Source organism: Kouleothrix sp. 19917, from assembly GCF_057073505.1.
This window is the reverse complement of the sequence record NZ_CP097099.1, coordinates 5,001,844-5,016,058: the sequence shown is the minus strand read 5'-3', so window position 1 is coordinate 5,016,058 and position 14,215 is coordinate 5,001,844. Positions and strand designations below refer to the sequence as shown.

Annotated in this window: 14 protein-coding genes; 3 read left to right on the top strand and 11 right to left on the bottom strand. The window is 62.8% G+C overall.

Annotation, left to right across the window (positions count from 1 at the left end):
* Positions 1-261: 261 nt before the first annotated feature.
* Positions 262-1,707 (top strand): DUF7125 family protein, encoded by a 1,446-nt coding sequence (locus M1P90_RS20265; protein WP_483697110.1) that lies wholly within the window; start codon positions 262-264, stop codon positions 1,705-1,707.
* A 223-nt stretch (positions 1,708-1,930) separates the two neighbouring features.
* On the opposite strand, the gene M1P90_RS20260 is transcribed toward M1P90_RS20265, so the two are convergent.
* From M1P90_RS20260 to M1P90_RS20250, 3 genes are all read right to left on the bottom strand, one after another.
* On the bottom strand, positions 1,931-2,425 hold the full coding sequence (locus tag M1P90_RS20260; protein ID WP_483697109.1) for a hypothetical protein: 495 nt from the start codon (positions 2,423-2,425) through the stop codon (positions 1,931-1,933).
* A 241-nt stretch (positions 2,426-2,666) separates the two neighbouring features.
* A complete protein-coding gene (locus tag M1P90_RS20255) occupies positions 2,667-2,969 on the bottom strand; it encodes a hypothetical protein (protein WP_483697108.1) in 303 nt (100 codons plus the stop codon).
* A 79-nt stretch (positions 2,970-3,048) separates the two neighbouring features.
* Positions 3,049-3,351: an RNA recognition motif domain-containing protein gene (locus M1P90_RS20250; RefSeq protein ID WP_483697107.1), complete on the bottom strand. Its 303-nt coding sequence runs from the start codon at positions 3,349-3,351 to the stop codon at positions 3,049-3,051.
* A 550-nt stretch (positions 3,352-3,901) separates the two neighbouring features.
* On the opposite strand from M1P90_RS20250, the gene M1P90_RS20245 reads away from it, so the two are divergent.
* Positions 3,902-4,039, top strand: coding sequence for a hypothetical protein (locus M1P90_RS20245; RefSeq protein ID WP_483697106.1), 138 nt, complete (start codon positions 3,902-3,904; stop codon positions 4,037-4,039).
* Between the two features lie 12 nt (positions 4,040-4,051).
* Here the strand turns inward: M1P90_RS20245 and M1P90_RS20240 are convergent, their stop codons facing one another.
* From M1P90_RS20240 to M1P90_RS20210, 7 genes are all read right to left on the bottom strand, one after another.
* On the bottom strand, positions 4,052-6,487 hold the full coding sequence (locus tag M1P90_RS20240; RefSeq protein WP_483697105.1) for a Gp37-like protein: 2,436 nt from the start codon (positions 6,485-6,487) through the stop codon (positions 4,052-4,054).
* Positions 6,474-7,196, bottom strand: coding sequence for a hypothetical protein (locus M1P90_RS20235; RefSeq protein WP_483697104.1), 723 nt, complete (start codon positions 7,194-7,196; stop codon positions 6,474-6,476). The genes M1P90_RS20240 and M1P90_RS20235 overlap by 14 nt, the downstream gene beginning before the upstream one ends.
* Positions 7,193-7,657: a hypothetical protein gene (locus tag M1P90_RS20230; RefSeq protein ID WP_483697103.1), complete on the bottom strand. Its 465-nt coding sequence runs from the start codon at positions 7,655-7,657 to the stop codon at positions 7,193-7,195. Before M1P90_RS20230 ends, M1P90_RS20235 begins: the two co-directional genes overlap by 4 nt.
* Positions 7,650-7,946 (bottom strand): hypothetical protein, encoded by a 297-nt coding sequence (locus tag M1P90_RS20225; RefSeq protein WP_483697102.1) that lies wholly within the window; start codon positions 7,944-7,946, stop codon positions 7,650-7,652. The genes M1P90_RS20230 and M1P90_RS20225 overlap by 8 nt, the downstream gene beginning before the upstream one ends.
* A gap of 532 nt (positions 7,947-8,478) precedes the next feature.
* On the bottom strand, positions 8,479-9,435 hold the full coding sequence (locus M1P90_RS20220; RefSeq protein ID WP_483697101.1) for an SU10 major capsid protein: 957 nt from the start codon (positions 9,433-9,435) through the stop codon (positions 8,479-8,481).
* A gap of 106 nt (positions 9,436-9,541) precedes the next feature.
* Positions 9,542-10,105: a hypothetical protein gene (locus M1P90_RS20215; RefSeq protein WP_483697100.1), complete on the bottom strand. Its 564-nt coding sequence runs from the start codon at positions 10,103-10,105 to the stop codon at positions 9,542-9,544.
* Positions 10,106-10,349: 244 nt separating this feature from the next.
* Positions 10,350-11,639 carry a hypothetical protein gene (locus tag M1P90_RS20210; RefSeq protein ID WP_483697099.1) on the bottom strand — a complete coding sequence of 430 codons (1,290 nt, stop codon included), beginning with the start codon at positions 11,637-11,639 and terminating at the stop codon, positions 10,350-10,352.
* A gap of 441 nt (positions 11,640-12,080) precedes the next feature.
* Between M1P90_RS20210 and M1P90_RS20205 the strand changes: the two genes are divergently transcribed.
* Complete coding sequence (locus M1P90_RS20205; RefSeq protein WP_483697098.1) at positions 12,081-12,551, top strand: hypothetical protein; 471 nt, start codon at positions 12,081-12,083, stop codon at positions 12,549-12,551.
* 224 nt (positions 12,552-12,775) lie between these two features.
* Here the strand turns inward: M1P90_RS20205 and M1P90_RS20200 are convergent, their stop codons facing one another.
* Positions 12,776-13,978: a S8 family serine peptidase gene (locus tag M1P90_RS20200; RefSeq protein WP_483697097.1), complete on the bottom strand. Its 1,203-nt coding sequence runs from the start codon at positions 13,976-13,978 to the stop codon at positions 12,776-12,778.
* Positions 13,979-14,215 lie beyond the last annotated feature (237 nt).

Sequence of the window (14,215 nt, the reverse complement as noted above, 5' to 3'; positions counted from 1 at the left end):
GCAAAAACAACGTTTTACTTTCAGTCGCCAAGTGGGGCATTCACGGCGCGAAAGCAGGTTCGCAGAGGTTTAGGCTACTGGTACGCCTCCCGGCGAGGTGCCAGGAAGAGCGACACAGTATACCTTGGAACGTCGCGGCAGCTTACAGCCCGACGCCTTGCTGAGGTTGCGCAGCGCCTTGCCGAGCAAGGTAGGCTGCCGTAGCGGGGCAGAAGGTAGCCTGGTGGATTTGAACACAAGCTCAAAGGAATGAATTTGTCTATGACTAATAAGGATATGCTCCTTCCGACTGGTGTGTTCGGTCTCGACACCGTTTTGGGCGGCGGTTTAAGCCGCCCATCGTTGGTGGCGATCATTGGAGCGCCGGGGGCTGGGAAAACGGTACTCGCAAGTCAGATTCTGTTCCACGCGGCCCGACGCGGGCTGAAGACGATTGTCTTCACATCATTTTCTGAGGGTGTTGAGCAGTATATACAACATATGCAGCCGCTTGAATTCTTTGATACGGCCATGGTTGGCGATGCAGTGCAAGTGTTTACACTTGCAAGCCAAATTCGGACGGAGGATGCTTCGCCTGATACGGCGATTGCTCGCACCATCCGCGCAAGCGGAGCCAAGGTTGTCTTGTTGGATGGATTTCAGAGTGTTGAAGCGCAGCTTCCTGCCGATCGCTCGGTGCGTGCGCTTCTCTCGGCGCTGGCGACCCAGATCCGCTATCTTGACGCTACCGTGCTTGTGACCATTGCCGGGGACGCGCGCGATGCCCAATTCCATACGGAAATGACCATCGCGGACGCGGCAATTGCGCTACGCTATAGGGTGCAGGGACGGCGCCATGAGCGCCTTGTGGAGATTGTAAAGCTGCGCGGGCGAGCACAACAGCCGGGACTGCATAGCTACCAGATGGATCAGGCGGGTGTCCAGGTCTTTCCACGGATTGAAAGCTCACCACCACTTGCAGCGCGCCCACCGACGCACGAACGGATGCCGTTTCAGCTTCCAGAGCTTGATCACATTCTGCGTGGCGGACCGAACGTTGGGACGACTACCTTGCTTGCTGGAGCAGCAGGCGTAGGTAAAACAACCCTTGGGCTCCACTGGGCTTTGGCGCAGGCTGAACCTGCCGCAGCCAGCATATTTGTGTCGTTTGCGGAACACTCAGAGCAGCTGGTGCGTAAGGCGGCAGCATTTGGGCTCGATTTGCAGCGTGCGCTTGATGATGGTAGCCTGCGAATCGTGCGTTTCAGAGCGGCGGATATAAATCCTGACTATATCACATCGGTTTTGCTCCGTGAGCTTGCGGCAGCAGAGGTGCGCCGCCTGGTGATCGATGATATAAGTGTTCTGCTGCACGAGCTGGGTGAGCGGACACGCGACTATCTCGGTGCGCTCAACGAGCTTGTGTATGGTGCGCATGCGACCGGAATGTACCTGCACGAAATTGCGGCATTCGATGGGTTGCGAGTGGATTTGGCGAATTCGCCGTTAGCCGTTTTGGGCGACAACGTGATTGTGATGCAGCAGTATGAGGTTGCCGGAGCTCTTCGGCGTATACTAGCAGTATTGCGGATGCGCCTTAGTTTCTTTGATCACACACTTCGGGAGCTGGTGTTGGACGAGGCTGGTATCCACATTACGGCGCTGGATGCGAGCCTGCTCAAGATGCTGGCGACGAGTGCGAAGAGAAGAGGTCTGCAAGCAGCTTAGACTCGGCGTGATATGGCCAGCGATCAACATAGTGAGGTTTCAATTCAGCATGCTGGCCGGATAGGGGTGTTTGCTGCAATTTTGCGAGCCGGACTTGGCAGGGGTGTGGAGGGTAGTGATTGCTTCCGCAATTGGTTTTGTGCTGCGATGAGCCTCGGCGAGGGACGAGTGGAGAGGATTGTTCAGGTGCTGGGAGCGTACCCGAACGCGCGTTGGTGTTATTTCAATGCTCGGGCTGGGGTGGCTCCTCATCTGCCTCCGCATGAGGATCAAGGACAGCACGGCGACGCGCTTGCAGTGCGCGGATTATTGTTGGTATTTCGTCGTCGGATAGCCACACAGCCTGGCAACCTGGCTCGCACTGCCCGAAGTCGCCGACGATTGGGGCCTGAATAAATACACCCTGGCCGCTCGCTGCCGGTTTCACCTGAACTGATTTGCGCATGCCATAGAGGCCGCGAATGGCGCAGCCGCCAATATCTGTGTAATCTTGTTTTTCTGCTTGCCCAAGCGGTATCAGCCGCTCGTACATGGTGTGGGTCAGTTTCTCGTCGTGGCCACTGAAGCGCCCGCCAGAGTCGACTCGCTCTTCGGCGCTCGGATTTTGCCACACAAAGCGTGCCTGCCAAACCCCCTGGCTCCAGAATAGATAGACTGGTTGGCGGTGGAGTGGATCGTAATGCCAGCCGACGCGAGCGGCATCTCGGTTCATTATCATGGTCAACGCTCCTTGCGCTTATGGACGGCGTACACCGCCCCGTGTTTGCCGCTTGCGCCAGGCCCTGGCCTGATGGGCTGTTTGCTCTGGCAGGCCCTTGGTGTGCAGGGTGAGGATGCCAATGCTCATGTACTCTGGCGTTACTGATTTGAGCATATACACGATTGGATCGTTGTCGGCTGCGCCGTTTTTGGCAGCATTATTCTGCCCGCTCCTGTGCGCTGCTGAGATGCAGTTAGGGCTAGCTGCCACGCCGGCGCAGGCGAATAGGAGGTGAAGGCTCGGGAAGTAGCTCACATGCACCGCCCGCTTGTGGAAAGGTCATCCCGAAGCTGCGCTTGAGGATATCGCGAACGATTGTTTCGTGAATTTGATCGGCAAAGAGTGTTACTGCAAGGCATTGTTCGGTATCGATTGGATGATGCTCGAGCGCCACGCGCCGCCAATAGGGCCATCGCCGCACGGTTGCAAGGATACGGTTTTCCTCGATCCCGCGCAGCGTGAGGCTTACCTCGCCGGATTCACTAATTGATAAGATGCTCATATGCTATTTCCTTTCTTGCCTTCGGCAGCGGCGATGGTGATTGCCGTTTTGCTTGGCGAATAGGCAAGCCAGCACTGACTTACCACGAGCGGTGGCCACCACGACCGTGACCACCGCTGCGGCCACTTTGGCCAGCATTGTTCCGTGGCCGCGCTTCGCTCACAGTAATCGTACGATCGTCGACTTCTTGACCCGCTAACCCTGAGATGGCAGCCAGTGCTTCAGTGTGATTTGGCATTTCGACAAAGCCAAAGCCACGCGAGTCGCCACTAAACTTGTCACGAATGATGGTAACCGACTCAACTTGACCGAATGATTCGAATACGGATTGGAGTTGGTTTTCTCTGGTTTCGAGTGAAAGATTGCCTACATAGAGGTTCATTGTGTTCTCCTTGATAATTTGGCATACCAGCACGCGTAGGGATTGCTCGCGGTCACTTCTTCTAAACGGAAAGGGTGAAAGAGAAGCTCCCCAGCGATGAAAGCGCACCGTTTCATCGGGCAAAGAGTGGATATAGTCGCTAAGCACTCTACAAGGAAGCACGCTTGAGTCGCAGTGCATGGGGTAGCCCGGTTGCGTCTTCTGACACTTGAGTATGCGGTGGCTAGGCCATGCAAAGGGAGTGGGGCCTGACGAGCGCAATCAGCGTATCGAGCGAGAAGGGTTTGCCAGGTACGCCAAGCTATCGTAGCTGGCATGCATAGCCATCATCGTGCAGAATTTCGGTGATACGTTCGGCGATGACCTGGTCGGTCTCGGCGACAAGAATAGCGGCTGATATCCGCATCAGTGGTCCTTTTCGTATCACGAACCGCTTGATTTCGGCATCAGGCGCCAGGTGATGAAGTTGAGCGATGCTCAACAATGTATTTGGGGTTGGTGTAAGTATACCATAGAGCACAGGTTTGTGCCGAATACAGATTGATCGATCATGGCTGATACTGTTCGTATGTTCTGCATTCTCAACCATGCGGTGCAGATCGGGGAGCTGCTGAGCTTTGAGCAGACGCGGCAGCCAAGCGGGCTGTGGCGCTACGCGGCGGCGGGAATGGTCACGACGATACGGTAAAGAATCATACGCCTACCCCACCAACCCCAGGTTCACAAGCGCCGTACGCAGCTGGTTGATCTTGTCAGCCAGGTCGCGGAAGTTGTTATTCAGCGTGGTTTGATTGAACGTCGCGCCCACATCAGCCACCGTTCCGTCAGCCGTACCCACGCTCACCGTCAGCGCCGTAACCACCTGGCGAATCACCGCCGCCGCACCGAGGAAGCCAATCATCGGCGCGCTGCCCGAGGCCTCGATCCTGAACGCCTCGCGCGCCGCCGTGTCGAACGTGTAGAAGATCGTGCGCGCCTTGCGGCTGGCATCCACCGCCGAAACCCAGCTCGTTCGTTGCAGATGCTGGTTGCGGTTTTGCGTGTCGCTCGATGCGTTGAATACATGATCCTGCCCGAAGCCTGCCGCCGGCGTTACGCCCGAGGCGATCACGTTGTAGGACATCACGGTCAGCGGCGTGGTGGCCGTGCTGTGCGTTGGCAAAAAAGCCTGCGCCGAAGTCCAGTTGTTTGCAGTTCCGATCCGCGCCAGCGCCGTCGAAATCCAAGAGTCGAGGTTCGCCGCCGCGCCGGTTTTCGGTATCGCGTTCGCCGCCGGCGTCGCTGTGGCGATCTCATCCGAGCCGCCGTGTTTGTGCGTGGCCGCGTGCACGGTTGGCGTCCTGGCATCGCTCAGGCGCGCATCAGCCGACGACACGATCCCGCCGTGCGCGCCAGTGGTGAGCGCTTCGTGCGCACTATCCGCAGAGGTTCGCGCCGCAGCTTCCGCCACGATATCAGCAGCGAGCGCCGTGTCAGCCGCAGCCCTGGTGCTGGCTTCCGAGCTATCAGCCGAGGCCCGCGCCGACGCCTCAGCCGAGATCGCCGCCGAAAGACTTGTATCAGCCGCCGTCCTGGTGCTCGCTTCCGAGGCATCCGCAGCGGCCCGCGCCGTCGCTTCCGCACTATCCCCGCTCGATCGCGCGGCGGCTTCCGTTACAATATCGGCAGCCAACGCACTATCCCCCGCCGCCCGCGTGCTGGCTTCCGTGCTGTCCGCCGTGGCCCGCGCTGCCGCCTCAGCCGATAGATCCGCCGCCAGGCTCGTTTCGCCAGCTGCCCGCGCTGTCGCCTCAGCAGCGATGTCTGCTGAGAGGCCCGCATCACCCGCCGCCCGCGCCGCCGCTTCACTGGCAATGTCCAGCGTCCTCGCAATACTCGCGCTCAGCCAGCCATCATCAAGAAAGCCCGTTGGTAAGGCCAGCACCGCCGCCCCCGCCAGCGGTGTCGCCGAAAACACCGGCAGCTCGTCGGCCGCCGTCGCATCCAGTGCCCCCTCGATCCGCCGCACCGCGTCGTCCGCCTCGGTCGAGTCGGCTCGTAGCTCGCCCACCACCCGCCGCTCGCCCCCCGCCACCCGCAGCTCGGTGCGGTGCACCAGCACCGTCAGCACCTCGCCCGCAAACTCCGCCGCCAGCAGGTCGCCCCAGCCCCAGTCCCGCCCATACCGCCACGTCGCCGTGTCCGCAAACACCCCGCTCAGCTCCTGCACCGGCCGCCGTCGCCACAAGGTCGCGTCCGCCTCCGTTGCCACACTCTCCGCCAGCGCCAGGTAGCGCGCATCCACAAACACCTCGCGCCGGTTGAACGGCGTCGCCAGCCGCCGCGCATCATCCGCCACCGACACAATCACCCGCTCGTCGCCCCGCCCGCGTCCCGCGCAGTACACCACCGTCGCCTCATTCCGGTGGTCAAACGACCGCGCCGCCTCGCGCAGGGTGCCGAACTCCGGCGAGAGCACCACCGGCGCGCTCGACTCCGCCCGGTGATCCGCCCCGCGCATCCCCACATACGTCCGCAGCTCCAGCCGCCGCGTCGCCGCCACCCACACCACATCAAAGAACAGCGCCACGCCCGCCTGCGCGCTCGCGCGCGCCAGCTCCTGGCAGATGAGCAGCACATTCCGCCGCGGCATGGTCTTGCGCACCGTCGCGCCCAGCCCCGCGTCGCCCGCCACATCCAGATACGCGCTCAGGTCGCGCTCCGCGCCGGCCAGCGCGCCCAGGTTCTCGCGCACCACCTGCTTGATCAGGTCGTCGGCCGGCCCGGTCTTCTCCGCCTGCGCCGACCCAGCCGGGTAGGCCACGATCCGCCCGGCCAGCAGGTACAGCGCGCAGGCCGCGTGTACCTCCACCACCAGCGCGCCGGCGTCGTCATAGATCAGCTTCGGCGGCACGCGCACAAACCACTGCGTCTCACCTTCCAGCCGGCCATCGTCCCAGAACTCCAGCCGCGCATCGAGCGGAAACAGCGCCACGATCCCCGGCTGGTACGGCAGCGCCAGCACCGCCTCGGTCACCTGGTTCAGCGCGCGCGGCACCACCGCCGAGCGGAACACCCAGCCGTCGCCGCGCTCGGCAATGATCGCCAGCCGCTCGCCGTAGTCGGGCGCATGCACCCACACCTCAAGCATCGGCATCCTCCCAGCTCCACCACGCCGGCGCATAGCGGCACTGGCAGCTCACGCCCGCATCGGCGGTCAGCTCCAGCTGGTTGAGGCCGTCGGGCAGCAGTCGAAACGAGGCCAGCTGCGAGCCGGCCTGCAGCGCGCCAAGCAGCGCGCCCCGCGTCGAGCTTGTGATCGTCAGCGCGGCGGTGTCGATCGCCACGATCTCGCCCGGCGCGAGCATCAGGTTCAGCAGCAGGTCGCGCACCAGGTAACCATAGTTGAACGTGCTGCGAATGCGCGCCACCGCGCCCGCGCCGCTGAGCCGCAGCGTCGGCGCGGTCGCCGCCGAGCCAAGAATCACCGTGCTGGCCGGCAGGCCAAACGACTGCGTGCCGCCGCCGATCCAGCGCAGCTCCGGGGCGAACAGGCGCAGCGCCAGGCTCTCCAGGCCGCCGCGATACGCGCACGCCAGCTCCACCGAGCGCGCCGCGCCGACATACACCAGCGTGAAGGTATTCGTCTCAGGCCGGCAGAACGGCAGCAGGTCACGGCGCAGCTGCGCCACATCCACCCCCACCCGTGGCCGCAGCGTCAGCACCAGCTCCTGCGCGCCTGGGCCCAGCTGCCCGCCCAGCTCCACCACCGCGCGCTCGCTGAGGTTCAGCTCGCCCGTCACGCCCTGCACGCTCCAGGTGCCAGCGCCGCGCGGCGTCCGCACAATCGTGTGCCCCAGGCTCATGCGTCCTCTGCCTCATTCCCATCGCCCAGCGAGTAGTCCGGCCGCCGCTGCCCGCGCACATTCACCCCCGTCGCCGGCGCGCTCGCCACCGAGGATTGCGCATACACCGCCGCTGCCAGCCGCTGCCGCACTTTCGCAATCCCCGCCTGTACCTGGCTCAGCTTCTGCTGCTGCGCACCCGCGCCCGTTCCCGCCGAGCTATCCACCAGCGTGGTATAGTGCAGCTCCAGCCGCTCCAGACACCCCAGCAGCGCCCGCGCCATCAGCTCCAGCTGCTGATTACTGTTCAGCGTTGCATCAGCCAGCGCACCATCAACCCCAAGCACCGCCTTCGCATCGCTGATCGCGTCCGAGTAGTGGCCTTGCGCCTGCCCCTCAGTCGCCGCCGTGCTCCAGCTGGCATCCGCCGCCAGCGGCCCCAGGTCGCGCGCGAGCCGCGCCGCCAGCTCCGCCTCAGTCATCGCTTCCAACCTCGCGCACCAGCTCGCTACCCCGCAGCGCTTCGATCGCGCCCAGGTCGCTCGTCGCAAAGCGCCCGCCCACAAACATCGCGATCTTCTTGCCCTTGCGGTACACAATCAGGCTCGCGTGCTCGCTCTCGAACACCGCTGTCACCGCTGCCGGCTTCTCGGAAGTGGGGGCAGATTGCATCTGCCCTTTCTCATTGGGCTCCTCGCCCGCCGCCGGCGCTCCCTCATCGTGCTCATCGTGATCTCCCGGCGCAGCCGCCGGGTGCTTTGCTCGTGGCATTGCGTTTCCTTTCCGCTTCTCTCAATCCAGTGCCGTGTTCAAGCCAGTTTGCTCAGGCCAAGGCCGCAGGGGCGGCGCCCGCCCCTACAACCCCCAGCGCTGGGGCTTGCGCCCCAGACCCCAAATTTTAGGTGGTTCCCTGTTCAGCACCCTGCGCTCATGCCTCCGTTATGCCCACCGCTGGCAGCGTTCAACAAACCTTGCAGCAATGTGAAAGCCCCCTGGAGCTCAGTGTTCTATAGCTGGTATGGCTGTCCTCGTCCGGTGCCTTGCCCTCATCCACAACGGAGGCATGACACCCCTACATTTCGAGCATGTACCACATTCTTTGAGGGGTTCGGGGCAAGGCCCCGACGGCGGGGTTGTTAGGGGCGGCCGCCCGCCCCTAACCGCAGGGTACGGGGGCGCGTAGCCCCCGACTGATCTCCCTCCCTAATCGGGGGTTTTCGGGGGCGAAGCGCCCCGCAAAAATCCTCACCCACTCCGATAGAAAGCGAAAGCTAGGGGGCACGGGGCAGCGCCCCGCACAAAGCTACGCCAGCCCAGTAATCTTGCCGTGGTACCCCTCATCCCCATACTCCAGCCCGGCCTCGCCGTACAGCTGGTACTTGTCCGACGCCCCGGTCTTCGCGAGCGGCTCGCCGAAGAACACCCCCTTCGACGGAACCGGCATAAAGCGCGGCCGGCACAGCCGCAAGTGGCAAAACTGCACCGTATCCGCCGGCACCACCCGCTCCAGCATCACATTGATGATCCCGAAGTCGGTTTCGATCGCCTGCACATTCGCCCCGCCAACCCGCCGGCTCACCTGCTGGAAGCGCGCGTTGCGCACAAACAGGTCGGTCAGCGCCCGCTTCTGCGTCGCCCCAACCATCAGCGTCGGCTCCCAGGCCTGCACCACCCCGCGCGACGCGAACACGCTCTGGATCATATCCAGCGTCATATCCTCGGTCAGCGCCGCCCCACCCGCCGCCGTCACATTCGTCGTCGTCGCCGCGATAATCCCGCGCGTCTTGCGCGCGCTCAGGTTATTCGCCGGCAGCTGGTAGGTGCCCGCCACAAACGAGTAGTTGATATCCCGGCGCATCTTGGGCAGCTTCAGCCCGATCTGGTGCCCGAGAATATCGCGGATCATCGCCTGCTGGCCGGTCGCCACGCCGCCCACTGCCGCCGTCTGCAAGTACGACCCCTGGCGCGAGTACGAGACATTCACGGCTTCCTGGAAGATCTGCACCACATTGAACGGCCCCGAGCCCGAGACCTCGCCGTAGGTCGCGTCGGCGCCTTCCAGCACGGCCGGCTGGCTCGCCGCCGGCAGCTCTTCCACGCCCCACTGAAAAATCACCGACGCCACCAGCAGGTCGGCGTCCTCAAACGCCAGCCCGCCAATCGCGTCCAAAAACGGCGTGTCGGTGCTGGTTCCCATCATGATCGGCCCGGCATACTGCGGCAGGTTGTAGGTCGTCGCCAGATCCGTAATTGTTGGCATGGTTGTTTGTCCTCACATGAGTGGCGGCGGCGGGCTGGGTAGGCCGGGGCGTATTGCATACGCCCTGCACGCGGTTTCCGCCCTCGCACCCGCCGCCGCCCCATTGCTACCCGCTGCGGCTCAGCTCGGCCAGCTTCTCCGCGTTCAGTCGCTCGACCTCGCGCATATTGCCGGTGTGCATCGCTGCTGCGGTCTGTTCCTCTCGGCTCAGGGGCTGTGTCGGCTCCGCCGGCGGCGCCGGGTTGCTGGCCGGAGGCGCAGCCGGCGTCATCACGCGCGCGATCTGCTCCTGTGCCGCCCGCATCTCGTCCGCCGTCGTCGCGTTCGCCAGGCGCGCATTCGCTGCCAGCAATTCGGGCGAGATGCCCGCTTCACCGGCGGCCTGGTAGCGCTGGAGCTGTGCCTGCAGATCGTCAAGCTGCCGCTGCACATCCGCGCTCGGCACCTGGCCCTTCAGCGCGTCGATCTGCTCCTGCAGGCTGCGATTGCCAACGCGCCGCTCAGCATTTTCATGCCGTAGCCGCGCAATCTCCGCATTCGCCCGCCCCAGGTCATCAAACGGCTGCGCACCCGAAGCTGCCGAACCAGCCGGCTGCTCCGCTTGCGCCACCGTCGTCCGCTCAGTCACGCGCTCCGTCACCGTCTCCGAACCAGTCTGTTCCTCTGCCATGATGATCGTTCCTTTCCCCGCGCCTGGCGGGTATCCTGGCCGCTGCGCAGTCCTGCCGCGCATCAGCCGCCGTGTTCGGGCACGATGCTCGTGCCCTCATATGCCCAGCGCAGTCCTGCCGCGCATCAGCACCATTGTTTCGTACGACACAAAGAGCAGGAGTCAGAAGTCAGTATGCAGTATGCCCTTGGCTTTCCGATGCCTTTGCTCCCTGCCTCGCGTCTCCTTGCTCCCCTTCTCGCTCCTACCCTCCGTGCCTCTGTGCCTCCGTGGTTTGGTCTCTTCGGCCTTCCCCTTCGTGTCTTCGTGCCTTCGTGGTTCGGTTTCCCCGCTCCCCTTCTCGTGTCTCGTGTCTCATGTCTCTCCCGCCCTCCGTGGTTTGGCCCCTTCGGCGCTCTTCCAGCTGCTGGCGTTTGAGCTGAAGATCAATCTGCTGCGCCTCGCTCAGCGCCAGCCAGCGCCGCTCGTGGTGCAGCGCATAGTCGCTGGGCGTGCCGCCGGTCGCATCCAGCATCCAGCGCTCTACCTGCTCCACCGCCCGATCGACACCCGAGCGCACCGCCAGCACGTGGTCGCCCAGCTCGCTTAGCATCGTTACCACCGTGTCATACGCCAGGTCGCCCCTGACTCTGAGCTCATCCAGGTGCAATTGCGGCAGCAGACTTTTGTACTCGCTGCGCACGTCGCGAATAAGCTCCAGCGTCTCAGCAATGGCGAGTTGAGGGTTCACGGTGTAGAATTTCGCGTCAGGGTTGCGTTCCTTAATCGCGTCCTGGCCCGGCTGCATCACAATATCCTGCACGCCCGTCGCCACCAGCAGCGGCTCGGCGTTGCGCGCCACCACATCCAGCGTCAGCGAGGCCAATTCATTTACGCGGTCAAGCAGCTCCAGCACCCCACCGAATGCCGGCTCGCCTGCGCCATCTTCGCCCGCGATGTACTGGCCCAGCACCACCGGCACAAAGCCGTAGGCATTGCGCACCGCCGGCCGCGCCGCGCCGTCGACAAACACCTGCACCCACTCAGGCGTGATCGCCTGCGCATACTCTTCCGACACCAGACCCGCAGCTTTGCGTTTGATGATCAGCGCCTCGCTCGCCTGTCCTGAGCCTGTCGAAGGGCCAACGATCACCTCGTCGGCCCGCAGCGCCAGCGGCGCCGGCGCGCCCGGCCGCCCCGCGAGTATCAGCGCCGCCTCGCCCGCCACCGCACCATAGAGCAGAAAGCGCTCATAGGCGGCCAGCGCACCGGTTCGCGCGCGCAGCGAATCCACCTCGCGGCGCGTGTACGCCGAGGCCGAATCAGGCAGCAGCCAGCCGCCTGGAACTTTCGCCACATCCACGCGCACGCAGCGGCGCAGCGGGCTAAACAGTGTGCGTGTGCCGCTGTAGAGCTGTTGCGCCCAGGCGTACTGGCTTAGTTTTTCGTAGGCTTTGCCAGTGTAGTACGCCCGATTCCGCGCATAGCGCGCGCACCGCGCCTGCCACGGCAGTCGGAACTGTTCAAATTGGGGAAGGTCGAGAATTGAGGGCATGCCGCGCTCAATCGATTTTGGATTTCCGATTGACGATTGACGATTACGCTGCACGCAATCGAAAATCTACAATCGTAAATCGTAAATACGAAAGAGCGGGCCGTGTACCGGGGCGCTCACACGCGCGCCGGGTACAACCACACGGGGCCGTAGGCGGCGCGTGACACGGGATTAGAGTGCGAAGCGGCTACTTCGGCGCGGGCTGCTCGTCGGCGCTCTCAATGAACACCTTGATCGCATCGGCGAGTATCAGCAGGGCGCGCCGCAGCGCTTGCCACAACAGTTTGTGACGCTTCGACATGCCGCGAGTATAGCACGTCAGTGCGTATTGTAAAGTGGCAATCCAGGCCCTGGTGCTCACCTGGTAATTGCCTTCGCCTATGCTACCCTATGTATCATCATTCGCACGACCATCGTGCATAACTATAGAGGAGAAGTGCCATGTCGCACAGTCTTGCTTCGTCCCGCGCCAGGGCACAGCAGCGCTTCCTGGCAGCGTTGGTGTTTGCGCTTACTCTGGTGCTCATTCCCGGGCAAACCTTTGCCGCCGTCGTAGGCTGCCGCGCCGACCCCATTATTTACCTCTCCAATGGCATGCGGATCCAGATCTTTCTCGCCGTCACCATCGATGTAGCCTCCGTCACCGATATCACCTACACCGTCCATGTTCCGCGCGGCGTCACCGCAACATCGGTGAAGATACTTGGGTCTGAAACAACCAGGCTTCTTGGCAGCAAAGAACATGTCGTGATCGTGTCCGATCAGTCGGCCAGGCACTATCATACCAGCACCGTTGTGACCACGACCAGGCCCGCTACCGCCACCGTCACCGCCATCTTCCTACCCGGCATAACCATCGCAGCCAGTGGCGCGCATAACACTGCCATCCCGATCAGCTACGCCAGCCCTTAGGCTCGTTTCTCAAAGCAGTTTCCTCAGGCCGTTGGGGGGAAAGTCCCACCGCCCCGCCTACGCCCTGGCCTCTGCGTTCACAAAAAAATCGCCGAAGCGCTATCTCGGCGAATGTCGGAGCGTGCGAAAAAATCATCGATACCGACGCTGGCCGCCTGCAAGACGAAGGAGCGAGGTGGTGCCTCGCTCCTTCGTCGTTGTCCACGCCACCATCGCCCGTTTGCTCAACGCTGCAACGTCACAGCCGTAAAGGCATCCACGCGCCGGCGGATCGTCAGCTTCAGCGGATCGCCCGTCGTCTTCAGCTGCACCACCGCCTCAGAAGGACGCAATGCCGGGAACCGTGCGCGTATGAGTGCAATCGTGCCCGCCGCCAGCGGCGACGCCATCGATGTCCCACTCCAGGTCGCATACCCACCACCCGGAATACTACTCGTGACTCTATCGCCTGGCGCAGCCACCTGCACCCACGATCCATAGTTCGAGAATGACGCAATCGTATTTGCCGCAGTGCTTGCGCCCACCGCCAGCACGCCTGGCGCACTATCTCCGGCCGGATACTCTCGGCTGGACGCGCCACTATTCCCGGCCGCCGCCACCACCACCGCGCCAGGGTGCGTCGGCGATTGGCAAGCCACATCAGCACCACGCGCGCACGTGATCCGCGACAGCACATCATCCAACATTGCAGAAGGAACGGCAAAGCTATAACTGAGGTTAATCACGCTGGCACCCTGGCGAACCGCATAACGCAGCGCCTCAACTTGCGCCCACACCGTGCCAACACCATCGCGGTCGAGCGTTCGCAACGGCAAAATCCGCGCTTGGGGCGCCGCCAGCGCAATCAGCCCCGCCACATGCGTGCCGTGTCCGTAGGCAGCATCGATGCCATAGCTTCCTTCTTCGCTCGGGTCATCGTCACCATCCACAAAGTCGTACCCGGCAAGCAGCCGATCACGCAGCAATGGATGCTGCGTATCCACCCCGGTATCAAGCAGCGCAACCGTAATGCCCTCCCCCTCTGTGATGGCGTGCGCTTCGGGTAGGTGCATCTGTGCGGGTGCCCATTGTTCCTGATAGTCGCTGGCGGTGCCAACTACCCAGGAAGAGCGTTGGCGTGCCTCGGGCAGCAAGGATTCGTAGTTTGGCTCGGCGTAGATCACCTGTGGGTCGGCATTCAGCTTCAACGCCTTGGTAGGGGGCGCATCGCCGTCGGTGAGCTTGAAGCGGTACAGCGGCAGTGTGCCGAGGCGCTCGATCGACTGAACGTCATCGCGCAATTGTTTGGCCTTGGCGAACGCACGGGCATCCACACCCGGCGCGAGCCGCACCAGAATATCGTCAGCGACATAGCGAATACGCACGCGAGCATGGTCAGCCGCTGAACCAAGCGATGGAAATGAAGCCAGCAGCACAACAGCAACCATACACCGCAACCATGCTGAGCGCCAAACCATGAGCTTTTTTCCTTTACAACGAAAAAGGAGAGATGGTTGTGTGGCCTCCTGGCCCTCACCGATTCAACAGAGAAAATCAGAGAAGCGGCATTAGTATAGTTCAGTGCGGTGAGATTGTATAGTCATCCATACGGCTGGAGGATGACAGTTTGCTCAGCTTGCGACGAGTCATAGCTGCCGCGAGTCACGAAAGCGTACAGTGCCAAT